The sequence below is a fragment of the Marinilactibacillus psychrotolerans genome (genome assembly GCF_900101525.1).
GTDB lineage: Bacteria > Bacillota > Bacilli > Lactobacillales > Carnobacteriaceae_A > Marinilactibacillus > Marinilactibacillus psychrotolerans.
Genome location: NZ_FMZD01000005.1, coordinates 83762 through 97688, shown reverse-complemented (window position 1 = coordinate 97688; position 13927 = coordinate 83762). Strand labels below are relative to the sequence as shown.

Sequence of the window (13927 nt, the reverse complement as noted above, 5' to 3'; positions counted from 1 at the left end):
TATCATGTTTAAGTAACCCATAATAAAGGTGAATTAGTGTAAATGTAGATAAAGAATGTTGACAATAAATATTATGAAATGACTTTTTATTATATTATTAGGCGCACTGTTATATATTTATACTACCACCTGAATGGAGGCAAAGGTAATGGATAGTAAAATAAACAAGGCAATTAAACTAAGAGAAAACGGAGATTTGAAAGAATCTAATAAAATGTTTTCTGAATTAATCAAAAATTATCCTGATAATGCATATGTTAATTATCAATATGCATGGAGTTGCGATGTGCTAGGCACAGAAAAAGAAGCAGTAATTTTTTATGAACGTGCAATTAGCTTAGGGCTAACGGGAAAGAACTTAGAGGAAGCTTTTTTAGGTCTAGGGAGTACGTACAGAGCATTAGGAGAATATGAGGATTCAAAAAGAATATTTCAAAAGGGGATAGATTTATTTCCTGAAAATAAAGCAATACAAGTGTTTTACTCAATGACTTTATATAATTTGAAGGAGTATAGTGCAGCTATGGAAATTCTACTCAGCTGTTTGACTGAAACAACGGTAGATGCTGATATCATAAACTTTAAAAAGGCGATTACCTTTTACAGTGATAAGTTGAATGAAAGGTTTTAGATAATAAGTACTATTATAGAAGAAACACGACTTATCCTGCTGAAAGTGTGTCAGGGAAAGCTGGTATAGCGAGTATTTAAAGGATTAAATAAGAAATCAGAAATAAATCACTTTTTTTAAAAATAATATTAAAAACACTTGAAATTTATTATGATTGTATGTATACTTGTACAAGTGTCTGCGAGGGGCTTTTTCTTTGTGTGCGTTCAATGAAATGTACTTAAAGAGGAGTATTAACTTCAGATCCAAGGCGTTGAAGCGAGAGGTTGCGACACACCCGGGTGCATTGCCATGGTGGGTGAGTTGGTTAAATTTTCGTGGAGCTAGGTTTATTTCTTAAATAAGCGAAGGAGGGAAAAACATGGCAAAACAAAAGATTCGTATTCGTTTGAAAGCATATGAACACCGTGTGCTTGATCAATCAGCTGACAAAATCGTAGAAACGGCAAAAAGAACTGGGGCAACAGTTTCAGGTCCGATCCCGTTACCTACAGAACGTAAACTATACACAATCATTCGTTCACCACATAAATACAAAGATTCACGTGAACAGTTTGAAATGCGTACACACAAACGTCTTATCGACATTGTGAATCCAACGCCTAAAACAGTTGATGCTTTAACTAAGCTAGACTTACCATCAGGTGTGGATATCGAAATTAAATTATAATACTATAAAAAATCATATAACGGAGGTGTACTCATGACCAAAGGAATCTTAGGAAAAAAAGTCGGAATGACTCAAATCTTTAGCGAATCAGGAGAATTAGTTCCTGTAACAGTAATCGAAGCTGTTCCTAACGTAGTTTTGCAAGTTAAAACTGTTGAAACTGACGGTTACAACGCAGTTCAATTAGGATTCGATGACAAACGCGAAGTTTTATCAAACAAACCGGCACAAGGTCATGTTAAAAAAGCTAACACGACTCCTAAGCGCTTCATTAAAGAATTACGAGATGCTGAGCTTGGAGATGTCGAAGTTGGAAACGAAATTACAGTAGCAACATTCGCAGAAGGCGACATTGTGGATGTTACAGGGACTTCAAAAGGTAAAGGATTCCAAGGTGTTATTAAACGCCATGGACAATCTCGTGGGCCAGAAACTCACGGATCTCGTTATCACCGTCGTCCTGGTTCAATGGGTGGCGCATCTGATCCATCACGTGTATTCCCTGGTAAGAAATTAGCAGGTCGTATGGGTGGAGATACAGTAACTGTACAAAACCTTGAAATTGTACGTGTCGATACTGATCGCAACGTATTATTGATTAAAGGAAATGTACCAGGATCTAAGAAATCACTTATTCAAATTCAATCTGCATTAAAAGCAGGTAACAAGTAATAGATTAGGAAGGGAGGACAAGCAGAATGCCAACTGTAGCGTTATATAAACAAGATGGAACGCAGAATGGTGAAGTAACATTAAATGATGCAGTCTTTGGTATCGAACCAAACGAAAGTGTCGTATTTGATGCAATTACCATGCAACGCGCTTCTTTAAGACAAGGAACACACGCGGTTAAAAACCGTAGTGCAGTACGAGGCGGTGGACGTAAACCGTGGCGTCAAAAAGGTACGGGTCGTGCTCGTCAAGGATCAATCCGTTCACCACAATGGCGTGGAGGTGGAGTAGTCTTCGGACCAACACCACGTTCATACAGCTATAAATTACCCAAAAAAGTTCGTCGTTTAGCAATCAGATCAGTACTTTCTTCTAAAGTATTAGATAAAGAATTGATCGTTGTTGAAGGTTTGAACTTCGACGCACCAAAAACTAAAGAGTTCAGAGCTGTTCTAACTAACTTAGACGTGAATAAAAAAGTCTTAGTTGTCTTAGAAAATGACAATGACTTTGCAGCGCTGTCAGCTCGCAACCTTCCAGGCGTGAAAATTGTTGCACCTAACAATGTATCTGTACTGGACGTAGTTGCTCATGACAACCTCATCATAACGAAGGCTGCTCTGGAAAAAGTAGAGGAGGCACTTCAATAATGAATGCACGTGACGTAATTTTACGCCCGATCATCACTGAAGCTTCTATGAATGCTATGGATGCAAAAAAATATACATTCGAAGTAGATGTTCGCGCTAAAAAAACTACAGTAAAACAAGCAATCGAAGAAATCTTCGATGTTAAAGTGAAAAAAGTTAATATCCTTAACACTGCTCGTAAACCAAAACGTATGGGTCGTTACATGGGATATACTAAAAAACGCCGTAAAGCAATCGTTACTTTAACACCTGAATCTAACGATATTACTCTATTCGGAGAAGAAGACGAATAAAAAGATCACTTTAAAACAAGTGACTACCGACTAATTAAAAATTAGTCAATTGATTATTACAAGGAGGGAAATTGCGTGGCGATTAAAAAGTACAAACCTACCACAAACGGACGTCGTAACATGACTGGGTCTGATTTCGCTGAAATCACTACTGACAAACCAGAAAAAAGTTTGTTAGCTCCAAGCCCAAAACGTGCTGGACGTAACAACAAAGGTAGAATCACAGTCCGTCATCAAGGCGGAGGCCACAAGCAAAAATACCGTATTATAGATTTCAAACGTCAAAAAGATGGCGTTCGCGGTATTGTAAAAACAGTTGAGTATGATCCAAACCGCTCAGCAAATATTTCATTGATTCAATATGAAGATGGTGTTAAAACTTACATTTTATCTCCTAAAGGGATTGAAGTAGGACAAGACATCATGTCAGGCACAGATGTAGATATCAAAATTGGTAATGCATTACCATTGAGCAACATTCCTGTTGGTTCAACTATCCACAACATCGAGATGAAACCTGGTAAAGGTGGACAATTAGCTCGTTCTGCTGGTACTTCTGCACAAATCCTTGGTAAAGAAGGCAAGTACGTATTAGTACGTTTGAGATCAGGAGAAAGCCGTCTGATTTTAGCAAGCTGTCGTGCTACTATTGGTGCTGTAGGAAATGAACAACATGAACTGATTAACATTGGTAAAGCAGGACGTAACCGCTGGAAAGGCAAACGCCCTTCAGTACGTGGATCTGTAATGAACCCGAATGATCACCCACACGGTGGTGGTGAAGGTAGAGCGCCAATCGGACGTCCAAGCCCAATGACACCATGGGGTAAACCTACTCTTGGTAAGAAAACTCGTAATGGTAAAAATCGTTCAGATAAACTTATCATTCGTCGTAAAAGCAAATAATAAAAATTAAACGTAGAAAAACTCAGGAGATATCCTGGAAGGAGGGCAATACATGAGCCGTAGTTTGAAAAAAGGACCTTTCGTCGATGCTCATTTGATGAAAAAAGTTCGTGAACTTGGTGAAGACAACAAGCGTGTTATCAAAACATGGTCACGTCGCTCAACAATTTTCCCGAACTTTGTAGGTCACACCATTGCCGTATATGATGGAAGAAAACATGTACCAGTTTATGTACAAGAAGATATGGTCGGGCACAAACTTGGTGAATTTGCACCAACAAGAACATACCGTGGACACGGTAAAGATGACCGTACAACCGGTAAACGTTAATAGCGAAGGGAGGAAATTTCCATGGCAGAAACAGTAACAGCAGCAAAAGCAACTGCGCGTACAGTTCGTATTGCTCCTCGTAAAGCTAGATTAGTAGTTGATACTATCCGAGGAAAAAGTGCTGCAGAAGCTATTTCTATCCTTCGCTTCACTAACAGAGGAGCATCTGAAGAGGTAGAAAAAGTTTTGATGTCAGCAATTGCGAATGCTGAACATAACTATGATATGGATATTGAAGAATTATATGTAAGCGAAGCCTATGTAAACGAAGGAGCTACTTTAAAAAGATTCCGTCCGCGTGCAAAAGGTGCAGCTTCAAGAATTAATAAACGTACAAGCCACATTACTGTAGTGGTATCAGAGAAGAAGGAGGGGTAATCTGTGGGACAAAAAGTAAACCCTAATGGTATGCGTGTTGGTGTCATCCGTGATTGGGACGCTAAATGGTATGCTGAAAAAGATTTTGCAGACACTTTGCTTGAAGATATCGCAGTTCGCGAATACATTGCAGAAAAATTAAGCGCTGCTTCAGTTTCACGTGTTGAAATCGAACGTGCTGCTAATAGAATCAACTTATCTATTCATACTGCTAAACCAGGAATGGTTATTGGTAAAGGTGGATCAGAAGTTGACACTTTGAGAAATAAATTAAACAACATGACTGGTAAACGCGTCCATGTCAATATTGTTGAAATTAAAAGACCAGATCTTGATGCTACTTTAGTAGCTAAAAGTATCGCTGAACAACTTGAAAACCGTATTTCATTCCGTCGTGCACAAAAACAAGCGATTCAACGCACAATGCGTTCAGGCGCTAAAGGAATTCGTACAATGGTATCAGGTCGTTTAAACGGGGCAGATATGGCCCGTAACGAAAGTTTTTCTGAAGGAACAGTTCCATTGCACACTATTCGTGCTGATATCGATTTTGCTAATGAAGAAGCAAACACAACTTATGGTAAAATCGGCGTTAAAGTATGGATCTACAAAGGAGAAGTTCTTCCAGCAATTACAGAGAACAAGAAAGGAGGAAAATAATCAATGTTAGTACCAAAACGTGTAAAACACCGTCGTGAGTTCCGTGGTAAAATGCGAGGCGAAGCGAAAGGTGGAAAAGAAATTGCTTACGGTCAATACGGCTTACAAGCAGTTGATTCAGTATGGATCACAAGTCGTCAAATTGAATCTGCTCGTATCGCTATGACACGTTACATGAAACGTGGTGGGAAAGTATGGATTAAGATCTTCCCACACAAACCGGTGACAGCTAAAGCAATTGGTGTACGTATGGGTTCTGGTAAAGGAGCTCCTGAGAGCTGGGTCGCACCTGTAAAACGTGGTAAAATCATGTTTGAAATTGGTGGCGTATCTGAAGAAGTAGCTCGCGAAGCATTGCGTTTAGCTTCACACAAACTACCCGTTAAAACTAAGGTAGTAACTCGTGAAGAAAGTGGTGACTCACATGAAGGCTAATGAATTAAAAGGCTTATCCACTACTGAATTGATTGAAAAAGAAGCAGAATACAAAGAAGAACTATTTAACTTGCGCTTTCAGTTAGCTACAGGACAGTTAGAAAATACTGCGCGCATTAAAGAAGTACGTAAAAATATTGCACGTGTTAAAACTGTTTTGCGTCAAGCTGAATTAGTTAAGTAATCGTGTCTGATCTGTATTCAAAGGAGGCTGGAAAATGGCTGAACGTAACGAACGTAAAGTGTATCAAGGACGTGTTGTTTCTGACAAAATGGACAAAACAATTGTTGTAGAAATCTCTACTCAAAAACAGCATCGCAAATACCAAAAACGTATGAAGTACTCAACAAAATTTAAAGCTCATGACGAAAATAACGTAGCTAAAGCAGGCGACGTAGTTAGAATCATGGAAACTCGTCCATTATCTAAAGACAAACGATTCCGTTTGCTTGAAGTGGTTGAAGAATCAGTAAATTTATAATAAGAAAATGCATTTTAAGCCTAATGGGCTAAACAACGAAGAATCTATTCTTCGTGAGTTTGAAAGGAGGATCCTAACGTGATTCAAACAGAAAGTCGAATGAAAGTCGCTGACAACTCTGGTGCGCGTGAAGTACTTGTAATCAAAGTATTAGGCGGATCAGGTGCCAAGACTGCTAACATCGGTGATGAAGTAGTTGTTACTGTTAAACATGCAACACCAGGCGGCGTTGTTAAAAAAGGTGAAGTTGTTCGTGCGGTAATCGTACGTACTAAATCAGGAGCTCGTCGTCCAGACGGTTCATATATTAAATTTGACGAAAATGCTTGTGTTATTATTCGTGAAGACAAAGCACCACGTGGAACACGTATCTTCGGACCAGTTGCTCGTGAATTGCGTGAGAATGACTTTATGAGAATTGTTTCGTTAGCTCCGGAAGTTCTTTAATTCCGACAAATGTCATAAGGAGGTGCGCTAGAGAATGTTTGTAAAATCAGGAGACAAAGTTAAAATTTTAGCTGGTAAAGACAAAGGGAAACAAGGAACTGTCTTAAAAGCTTTACCAAAACAAAACAAAGTTGTCGTTGAAGGAATCAATATCATGAAAAAACATACCCGTCCTACTGGTATGGGACAAGAAGGCGGAATAGTTGAAACTGAAGCGCCTATTCACGTATCTAATGTTCAATTGATTGATCCTAAAACAGATGAACCTACAAGAGTAGGATATAAAGTAGAAGATGGTAAAAAAGTTCGTTACGCTAAGAAATCTGGCGAAACACTTTAATATAGTAGGAAAGGAGGGCATTCATAAATGACACGCCTTAAAGATAAATATCTAAATGATGTACAACCATCATTAGTAGAAAAATTTGAATACAGTTCAGTTATGCAAGCGCCAAAAGTAGACAAAATCGTCTTAAATATTGGTGTTGGTGATGCTGTATCAAACACTAAAAATCTAGATAAAGCAGTAGAAGAATTAACATTAATTTCGGGACAAAAACCAATTGTCACTCGTGCTAAAAAATCTATCGCTAGCTTCCGTTTACGTGAAGGTATGCCAATCGGTACCAAAGTAACACTTCGTGGAGACCGTATGTATGATTTCTTGGACAAATTAGTAACTGTTTCACTACCTCGTGTACGTGATTTCCGTGGTGTTAGCAAAAATGCTTTCGACGGACGCGGTAACTATACGTTAGGTGTTAAAGAGCAACTAATCTTCCCTGAAATTGATTACGATGATGTAGATAAAGTCCGCGGTATGGATATCGTTATTGTAACAACAGCAAATACAGACGAAGAAGCTCGTGAATTACTTGGACAATTGGGAATGCCGTTCCAAAAATAACCTTGACACCTTAATTAGGAGGGAAAATTCAGAAATGGCTAAAAAATCAATGATTGAAAAAAACAAAAAACCGGCCAAGTTTTCAACTCAAGAGTATACTCGCTGTGAACGTTGTGGACGCCCACATTCAGTATATCAACAATTTAAATTATGCCGTATTTGCTTGCGTGAGCTAGCTTATAAAGGGCAAATCCCAGGCTTGAAAAAAGCAAGCTGGTAAAAAAAGAAAACTTGCCATAAAGGAGGATACAACGAATGGTCATGACAGATCCTATCGCAGATTTCTTGACTCGTGTACGTAACGCTAATAACGCTCGTCATACGAAAGTAGAAATTCCTGCTTCAAATTTAAAAAAAGGTATGGCCCAAATCTTGAAAAATGAAGGATTCGTAAAAGATATCGAATTCGTGGAAGATGACAAACAAGGAATCGTCCGCATTTTCTTGAAATACGGTCAAAATGACGAACGCGTTATTACTGGATTGAAGCGTATTTCAAAACCAGGATTACGTGTCTATGTAAAAGCAGAAGAAATGCCAAAAGTATTAAACGGTTTAGGAATCGCGCTTGTTTCTACTTCAGAAGGCGTTGTTACTGATAAAATCGCTCGTTCTAAAAATATCGGGGGAGAAGTCCTCGCGTACGTTTGGTAATTAACATAAGAAATGAAGGAGGTGCCGTACATTGAGTCGTATCGGAAATAAACCTATCACTATTCCAGAGGGCGTTGAAGTTAACCTTAATGGAACAGAGATCACAGTCAAAGGGAAAAATGGCGAATTAACGCGTACATTAAGCCCAGTAATTAAAGTGAATATCGAAGATAACGTAATGACTTTTACAAGACCAGATGAATCAAAAGCTAGCCGTACAATCCACGGAACTACACGCGCTGTCGTGAATAACATGGTTGAAGGTGTAACTGAAGGATTCCAGAAAACACTTGAGTTAATCGGTGTTGGTTACCGTGCTCAAAAACAGGGTAACACATTAGTATTAAACGTTGGTCTTTCTCACACCGTTGAATTTGAAGAAATCGAAGGATTGACAGTAGAAGTACCGTCAAATACTTCTGTTATCGTTAAAGGTGCGAGCAAAGAAAAAGTTGGCGCATTAGCAGCTAATATTAGAGGCGTTCGTCCTCCTGAACCTTACAAAGGTAAAGGGATTCGTTACCAAGGTGAACATGTTCGCCGTAAAGAAGGTAAAACAGGTAAATAATCAAGCAACAAAGTCGAACTTGATATTGAAATTATTAAAATTGAGCTTAGAACATGTAAAATATATGACCTGGGCATTCAATTTTGATCATTTCTCTCTATTACTGGATCAAGCAATTGATCACAGAAATAAACCGTTCGACTTAATTTTGCGTCGATTGCCTAGTTAAGCTATACTCAGGCTTGAATGAGTAATAAAATATAAAGAGGTGACAATTGTGATTACAAAACCAGATAAAAATAAATTACGTCAAAAAAGACATAAACGTGTCCGTAGAAATCTTTCTGGTACTGCAGAGCGCCCACGTTTGAACGTATTCCGTTCTAATAAAAACATCTACGCTCAAGTAATTGATGACGTAGAGGGTGTAACGCTCGCAAGTGCATCTACCTTAGATACTGATGTTTCAGGTGACTCTAAAGTTGAGAAAGCTGCAGCTGTTGGTGAACTAGTTGCTAAACGTGCAAGCGAAAAAAATGTTACAGAAGTAGTATTTGATCGTGGTGGATATCAATATCACGGGCGTGTGAAAGCATTAGCTGACGCAGCTCGCGAAAACGGACTAACATTCTAGAGTAAAGGAGGAGTTAAGGTACATGACAACTCATATTGATGCAGCAAAATTAGACATTGAAGATCGCGTAGTTGAAATCAACCGTGTTACTAAAGTTGTTAAAGGTGGACGTCGTCTGCGTTTCGCAGCACTAGTAGTCGTTGGTGACAAAAACGGACATGTAGGATTTGGTACTGGTAAAGCACAAGAAGTTCCTGAAGCAATTCGTAAAGCGATTGAAGCAGCTAAAACTAATCTTGTTAAAGTACCAATGGTAGGAACAACAATTCCTCACGAAATTATCGGACGCCATGGCGGTGGTAACATTATTATGAAACCAGCCGTTGCAGGTTCTGGAATTTCTGCCGGTGGACCGGTTCGTGCCGTACTAGAATTAGCTGGTGTACAAGATGTTTCTTCTAAATCAGTTGGATCTAGTTCACCAATCAACATGGTTCGTGCAACTATTGATGGAATTACAAAATTAAAACGCGCTGAAGAAGTTGCAAAACTTCGCGGCAAATCTGTCGAAGAATTACTTGGATAAGGAGGGATGACACAATGGCAAATCTTGAAATTACTTTAAAGCGTAGTTTAATTGGTCGTCCTCAAAACCAACATCTAGTAGTTAAATCATTAGGTCTTAAAAAAACTAACTCTTCTGTTGTGAGACCTGATAATGATGCAGTCAGAGGCGCAATCAAAAAAATCGCTCATTTAATTGACGTAAAAGAAGTTTAGTAAGTCTAGAGTTTAACTAAAGGAGGTGCCAAGATTTATGAAACTTCATGAATTAAAACCTGCAGAAGGTTCTCGTAAAACACGTAACCGTGTTGGACGTGGTTCGTCTTCTGGTAATGGTAAAACATCAGGTCGTGGTCAAAAAGGACAAAAAGCACGTTCAGGAGGCGGAACTCGTCTAGGTTTCGAAGGTGGACAAACTCCATTATTCCAAACTTTACCAAAACGTGGTTTTACTAATTACACACGTAAAGAATATGCAATCGTGAATTTAGATGCGTTAAATCGTTTCGAAGCAGATACAGAAGTAACTCCAGAATTATTAGTTGAAACAGGTGTTGTTAAAAACAAAAAATCCGGTGTGAAAGTATTGGCGAAGGGAAACGTTGATCGTAAGCTTACAGTTAAAGCACATAAGATTTCTGCTGCAGCTAAAGAAGCGATCGAAGCTGCCGGTGGATCAGTAGAGGTGATCTAATTTATGATCGAGCTGATTAAAGGTGCTATTAAAGAAAAAGACGTCAGAACACGAGTGATGTTCACTCTTGGAATTTTAATTGTTTTTCGTCTGGGTACGCATATAACTGTGCCTGGCGTTAACGCTCAAGCACTTGACGAATTATCAACAACAGGTTTGTTTAGTCTGTTAGATACATTCGGTGGGGGAGCATTAAACAAATATTCTGTATTTGCTCTTGGTGTTTCACCCTATATCACAGCTTCCATCGTTATTCAACTTCTACAAATGGATGTCCTTCCTAAGTTTAAGGAATGGGCAGAACAAGGAGAAGTTGGACGGAAGAAGCTTAATCAGGCAACTCGTTATCTAACGATCGTATTAGCATTTTTCCAGGCAATCGGAATATCTTATGGGTTCAATGCATTATCTGAGTTTGATCTTGTAAGAAACCCAGGACCAACAACTTATCTGATGATTGCAGTCATGTTGACAGCGGGTACGATGCTGGTAATGTGGTTAGGGGAAATGATTACAGTGCATGGTTTCGGTAACGGAATTTCACTGATAATCTTTTCTGGTATCATTGCACGTCTTCCTCAGGATATAGTTGAATTCTATAATGTTCAGATTCGTAATGCAGGAGATGAAATTGTCACAAGTGTATTGTTCGCTATCGGCATTGCCGTTGCGATGATCATTTTGGTCATTTTCGTCACTTATATGGAAAATGCTAAACGAAATATACCTGTACGATATTCAAAACGCGCAAATGCATCTAAAGATGGTGCATTTTTACCACTTAAAGTAAACTCAGCAGGTGTTATCCCAGTTATCTTTGCGAGTTCATTCTTAATGACTCCGCAGATTATACTTGGATACTTTGCTCAAAATAATCAAAATGCTGGATGGTACAAAGTTTTAAATAACATTTTTAACTTACAGGAACCAACTGGTGCAGTATTTTATCTATTCCTAATTGTAGTATTTGCTTACTTCTATGCTTTCATTCAGGTTAACCCTGAGAAAGCAGCTGAGAATTTGCAGAAACAGAACGGATATATTCCAAGCATTCGTCCTGGTAAAGCGACCGAAGAATATTTAGGATACATGTTGATTCGATTGAGTACTGTTGGAGCGATATATTTAGGAATCATTTCTATCTTACCGATAATAGCTTCTGCACTTTGGAAACTTCCAAGCTCACTAGCATTAGGTGGTACAAGCCTGCTGATCGTAGTAGGGGTAGCACTAGATTCAATGAGACAGCTTGAAGGTCTGCTAAGTAAGAAAAGCTATCAAGGATTTATCCAAAGATAAAGTGATTGAATTTTATCCTTTGTACGAAAATAGACGATTTGCCCCAGAGATATAAATATCCATTGTTGGGTAAATCGATCTTTTTTTCCTAAGAAATTGAAAGTTAGGATCAGTCAAGGAGGAAACAGAATGAATCTTTTTCTTTTAGGACTTCCAGGAGCCGGTAAAGGAACTCAAGCTACACGTATTGCAGAAACCTATGGTATACCACATATATCAACAGGTGATATGTTCCGTGCAGCAATGAAGAACGGAACGCCTCTTGGTAAGGAAGCTAAAAGCTATATGGATGCTGGAAATCTCGTACCTGACGAAGTAACCAATGGAATCGTAAGAGAACGTTTGTCAGAGACAGATGCTCAAAACGGTTTTTTATTGGACGGATATCCTCGTACGTTGAATCAAGCGAATGCTTTGAAAGAAGCACTTAGCAGTTCTGGTCGTTCATTAGATGCTGTGTTGTATATTAAAGTCAACAAAGATATCTTAATGGAACGTCTAACTGGCCGTTTTATCTGTGCCACTTGTGGTGCAACGTATCATAAATTGTTCAATCCCCCAAAAGTGGAAGGAACTTGTGATGTATGCGGCGGTCATGATTTTTATCAGCGTGAAGATGATAAACCAGAAACTGTTGAAAAACGTATCGACGTAAATGAAGCACAGACAGAAGAGCTTGCTGCATATTATGAAGAAACAGGAATCGTAAAAGAAATCAACGGAGAACAAGATCCAGACTCAGTATTTGAAGATATAAGAAATATTTTAAAATAGGTCACCGAAGTTCAAAAAGATCTTGCATCATTTAACTTTGCGTGGTATAATATTTCGAGCGTCGTGTTAACATGACGGTTAAAATAATAATTATATTTATAGAGAAAATGTGGGAGCAGTCTGCCCTCACAATTTCATGCGTACAAATGAGAGTCATCGAAGGAGGAAACTCAACGTGGCAAAAGACGATGTTATTGAGATTGAAGGAAAAGTACTAGAAACTCTGCCAAATGCAAGCTTCAAAGTTGAACTTGAAAATGGTCACGAAATTCTAGCACATGTTTCGGGTAAAATTCGTATGAACTATATCCGTATTCTACCTGGAGATAAAGTAACAGTTGAAATGTCTCCATATGATTTAACTCGTGGACGCATTACGTATCGATTCAAATAACTTAAGACTCCGTAAAACCAAGGAGGGAAAGTTCATGAAAGTAAGACCATCAGTCAAAAAAATGTGTGACAAATGTAAAGTGATTCGTCGTAACGGCCGTGTAATGGTTATCTGCGAGAATCCTAAACATAAGCAACGTCAAGGTTAATAAAAGAGGAGGTGCTCATAAATGGCTCGTGTAGCAGGAGTAGATATCCCACGTGATAAACATGTGGTAATTTCATTAACATATATTTATGGTATTGGAAAAACAACTTCTAAAGGTATTTTAGAAGCTGCAGGTGTATCTGAAGAAACACGCGTACGTGAATTGACTAATGATCAATTAGATGCAATTCGTGCTGAGGTAGACAAACTTAAAATTGAAGGTGATCTTCGTCGTGAAGTAAACCAAAATATTAAACGTTTGATCGAAATCGGTTCATACCGTGGTATTCGTCACCGTCGTGGTTTACCAGTTCGTGGTCAAAACACAAAAAATAATGCTCGTACTCGTAAAGGAAAAGCAGTGGCAATCGCTGGCAAGAAAAAATAATTACCTAAAGTTAGGAGGTCAATCTACGTATGGCTAAAGCAAATAGACCCACACGTTCTCGTAAAAAAAGAGCGAAAAAGAATATTGAACACGGAGTGGCTCACATCCGTTCAACATTTAACAATACAATCATTATGATCACTGACGTTCATGGAAATGCTATTTCATGGTCTTCTGCAGGATCATTAGGATTTAGAGGTTCTAAGAAATCAACTCCATTTGCTGCTCAAATGGCTGCTGAAGCAGCTGCTAAAGGCTCAATGGAAAATGGCATGAAATCAGTTGAAGTTACTGTTAAAGGACCTGGTTCTGGTCGTGAAGCTGCAATCCGTTCTTTACAAGCAACAGGACTAGACGTAACTGCAATTCGTGACGTAACTCCGGTACCACACAACGGATGTCGTCCTCCAAAACGCCGTCGCGTTTAATAGTAGTATCGAACTAAAAATATTGCGTGAACTGAACGTTT

At 38.7% G+C, this 13927-nt stretch carries 28 protein-coding genes; all 28 read left to right on the top strand.

Annotation, left to right across the window (positions count from 1 at the left end; genetic code table 11):
- Positions 1 to 148 precede the first annotated feature (148 nt).
- The 28 genes from BLT22_RS04100 (at position 149) to rpsK (ending at position 13886) form a co-directional block, all read left to right on the top strand.
- Positions 149 to 631 (top strand): tetratricopeptide repeat protein, encoded by a 483-nt coding sequence (locus BLT22_RS04100; protein ID WP_091761006.1) that lies wholly within the window; start codon positions 149 to 151, stop codon positions 629 to 631.
- Between the two features lie 361 nt (positions 632 to 992).
- On the top strand, positions 993 to 1301 hold the full coding sequence (rpsJ, locus tag BLT22_RS04095) for a 30S ribosomal protein S10 (RefSeq protein ID WP_072693478.1): 309 nt from the start codon (positions 993 to 995) through the stop codon (positions 1299 to 1301).
- Positions 1302 to 1334: 33 nt separating this feature from the next.
- Positions 1335 to 1973 carry a 50S ribosomal protein L3 gene (gene rplC / locus BLT22_RS04090; protein WP_072693477.1) on the top strand — a complete coding sequence of 213 codons (639 nt, stop codon included), beginning with the start codon at positions 1335 to 1337 and terminating at the stop codon, positions 1971 to 1973.
- Positions 1974 to 1999: 26 nt separating this feature from the next.
- Positions 2000 to 2623, top strand: coding sequence for a 50S ribosomal protein L4 (gene rplD / locus BLT22_RS04085; protein ID WP_072693476.1), 624 nt, complete (start codon positions 2000 to 2002; stop codon positions 2621 to 2623).
- A complete protein-coding gene (rplW, locus tag BLT22_RS04080; protein ID WP_072693475.1) occupies positions 2623 to 2916 on the top strand; it encodes a 50S ribosomal protein L23 in 294 nt (97 codons plus the stop codon). The genes rplD and rplW overlap by 1 nt, the downstream gene beginning before the upstream one ends.
- A 75-nt stretch (positions 2917 to 2991) precedes the next feature.
- On the top strand, positions 2992 to 3822 hold the full coding sequence (gene rplB, locus BLT22_RS04075) for a 50S ribosomal protein L2 (RefSeq protein ID WP_087058377.1): 831 nt from the start codon (positions 2992 to 2994) through the stop codon (positions 3820 to 3822).
- A gap of 52 nt (positions 3823 to 3874) precedes the next feature.
- Positions 3875 to 4153: a 30S ribosomal protein S19 gene (gene rpsS / locus BLT22_RS04070; protein ID WP_072693473.1), complete on the top strand. Its 279-nt coding sequence runs from the start codon at positions 3875 to 3877 to the stop codon at positions 4151 to 4153.
- Between the two features lie 21 nt (positions 4154 to 4174).
- Positions 4175 to 4531, top strand: coding sequence for a 50S ribosomal protein L22 (gene rplV, locus BLT22_RS04065; RefSeq protein WP_072693472.1), 357 nt, complete (start codon positions 4175 to 4177; stop codon positions 4529 to 4531).
- Positions 4532 to 4534: 3 nt separating this feature from the next.
- Positions 4535 to 5191 (top strand): 30S ribosomal protein S3, encoded by a 657-nt coding sequence (gene rpsC, locus BLT22_RS04060; RefSeq protein WP_087058374.1) that lies wholly within the window; start codon positions 4535 to 4537, stop codon positions 5189 to 5191.
- Between the two features lie 3 nt (positions 5192 to 5194).
- Entirely contained in the window at positions 5195 to 5626 is a 432-nt protein-coding gene (gene rplP / locus BLT22_RS04055) for a 50S ribosomal protein L16 (RefSeq protein WP_072693470.1), read from the top strand.
- Entirely contained in the window at positions 5616 to 5810 is a 195-nt protein-coding gene (gene rpmC, locus BLT22_RS04050) for a 50S ribosomal protein L29 (protein ID WP_072693469.1), read from the top strand. Before rplP ends, rpmC begins: the two co-directional genes overlap by 11 nt.
- A gap of 34 nt (positions 5811 to 5844) precedes the next feature.
- Entirely contained in the window at positions 5845 to 6108 is a 264-nt protein-coding gene (gene rpsQ, locus BLT22_RS04045) for a 30S ribosomal protein S17 (RefSeq protein ID WP_091761005.1), read from the top strand.
- Positions 6109 to 6186: 78 nt separating this feature from the next.
- The gene (gene rplN / locus BLT22_RS04040) at positions 6187 to 6555 is read left to right on the top strand and encodes a 50S ribosomal protein L14 (protein WP_072693467.1); all 369 of its coding nucleotides are present in this window, start codon (positions 6187 to 6189) and stop codon (positions 6553 to 6555) included.
- A gap of 34 nt (positions 6556 to 6589) precedes the next feature.
- Positions 6590 to 6895, top strand: a complete 306-nt coding sequence (gene rplX / locus BLT22_RS04035; RefSeq protein ID WP_087058370.1) for a 50S ribosomal protein L24 — start codon at positions 6590 to 6592, stop codon at positions 6893 to 6895.
- Between the two features lie 27 nt (positions 6896 to 6922).
- The gene (gene rplE / locus BLT22_RS04030) at positions 6923 to 7462 is read left to right on the top strand and encodes a 50S ribosomal protein L5 (RefSeq protein ID WP_091761001.1); all 540 of its coding nucleotides are present in this window, start codon (positions 6923 to 6925) and stop codon (positions 7460 to 7462) included.
- Positions 7463 to 7496: 34 nt separating this feature from the next.
- Complete coding sequence (locus BLT22_RS04025; protein ID WP_072693464.1) at positions 7497 to 7682, top strand: type Z 30S ribosomal protein S14; 186 nt, start codon at positions 7497 to 7499, stop codon at positions 7680 to 7682.
- Positions 7683 to 7717: 35 nt separating this feature from the next.
- Positions 7718 to 8116 (top strand): 30S ribosomal protein S8, encoded by a 399-nt coding sequence (rpsH, locus tag BLT22_RS04020; protein ID WP_087058366.1) that lies wholly within the window; start codon positions 7718 to 7720, stop codon positions 8114 to 8116.
- A 31-nt stretch (positions 8117 to 8147) separates the two neighbouring features.
- The gene (gene rplF, locus BLT22_RS04015) at positions 8148 to 8684 is read left to right on the top strand and encodes a 50S ribosomal protein L6 (protein ID WP_087058364.1); all 537 of its coding nucleotides are present in this window, start codon (positions 8148 to 8150) and stop codon (positions 8682 to 8684) included.
- Positions 8685 to 8892: 208 nt separating this feature from the next.
- Positions 8893 to 9258, top strand: coding sequence for a 50S ribosomal protein L18 (rplR, locus tag BLT22_RS04010; protein WP_280525128.1), 366 nt, complete (start codon positions 8893 to 8895; stop codon positions 9256 to 9258).
- Between the two features lie 22 nt (positions 9259 to 9280).
- On the top strand, positions 9281 to 9784 hold the full coding sequence (gene rpsE / locus BLT22_RS04005; RefSeq protein ID WP_072693460.1) for a 30S ribosomal protein S5: 504 nt from the start codon (positions 9281 to 9283) through the stop codon (positions 9782 to 9784).
- A gap of 14 nt (positions 9785 to 9798) precedes the next feature.
- Positions 9799 to 9978: a 50S ribosomal protein L30 gene (rpmD, locus tag BLT22_RS04000; RefSeq protein WP_087058359.1), complete on the top strand. Its 180-nt coding sequence runs from the start codon at positions 9799 to 9801 to the stop codon at positions 9976 to 9978.
- Between the two features lie 37 nt (positions 9979 to 10015).
- Positions 10016 to 10456, top strand: a complete 441-nt coding sequence (gene rplO, locus BLT22_RS03995; RefSeq protein WP_091760998.1) for a 50S ribosomal protein L15 — start codon at positions 10016 to 10018, stop codon at positions 10454 to 10456.
- Between the two features lie 3 nt (positions 10457 to 10459).
- Positions 10460 to 11755 carry a preprotein translocase subunit SecY gene (gene secY, locus BLT22_RS03990; protein WP_091760996.1) on the top strand — a complete coding sequence of 432 codons (1296 nt, stop codon included), beginning with the start codon at positions 10460 to 10462 and terminating at the stop codon, positions 11753 to 11755.
- Between the two features lie 129 nt (positions 11756 to 11884).
- The gene (locus BLT22_RS03985; protein WP_091760993.1) at positions 11885 to 12529 is read left to right on the top strand and encodes an adenylate kinase; all 645 of its coding nucleotides are present in this window, start codon (positions 11885 to 11887) and stop codon (positions 12527 to 12529) included.
- Between the two features lie 175 nt (positions 12530 to 12704).
- Positions 12705 to 12923, top strand: a complete 219-nt coding sequence (gene infA, locus BLT22_RS03980; RefSeq protein ID WP_072693455.1) for a translation initiation factor IF-1 — start codon at positions 12705 to 12707, stop codon at positions 12921 to 12923.
- Between the two features lie 34 nt (positions 12924 to 12957).
- The gene (gene rpmJ, locus BLT22_RS03975; RefSeq protein WP_034299928.1) at positions 12958 to 13071 is read left to right on the top strand and encodes a 50S ribosomal protein L36; all 114 of its coding nucleotides are present in this window, start codon (positions 12958 to 12960) and stop codon (positions 13069 to 13071) included.
- Positions 13072 to 13092: 21 nt separating this feature from the next.
- On the top strand, positions 13093 to 13458 hold the full coding sequence (gene rpsM / locus BLT22_RS03970; RefSeq protein WP_091760990.1) for a 30S ribosomal protein S13: 366 nt from the start codon (positions 13093 to 13095) through the stop codon (positions 13456 to 13458).
- A gap of 29 nt (positions 13459 to 13487) precedes the next feature.
- A complete protein-coding gene (rpsK, locus tag BLT22_RS03965) occupies positions 13488 to 13886 on the top strand; it encodes a 30S ribosomal protein S11 (protein WP_087058347.1) in 399 nt (132 codons plus the stop codon).
- The last annotated feature ends 41 nt before the right edge of the window (positions 13887 to 13927 follow it).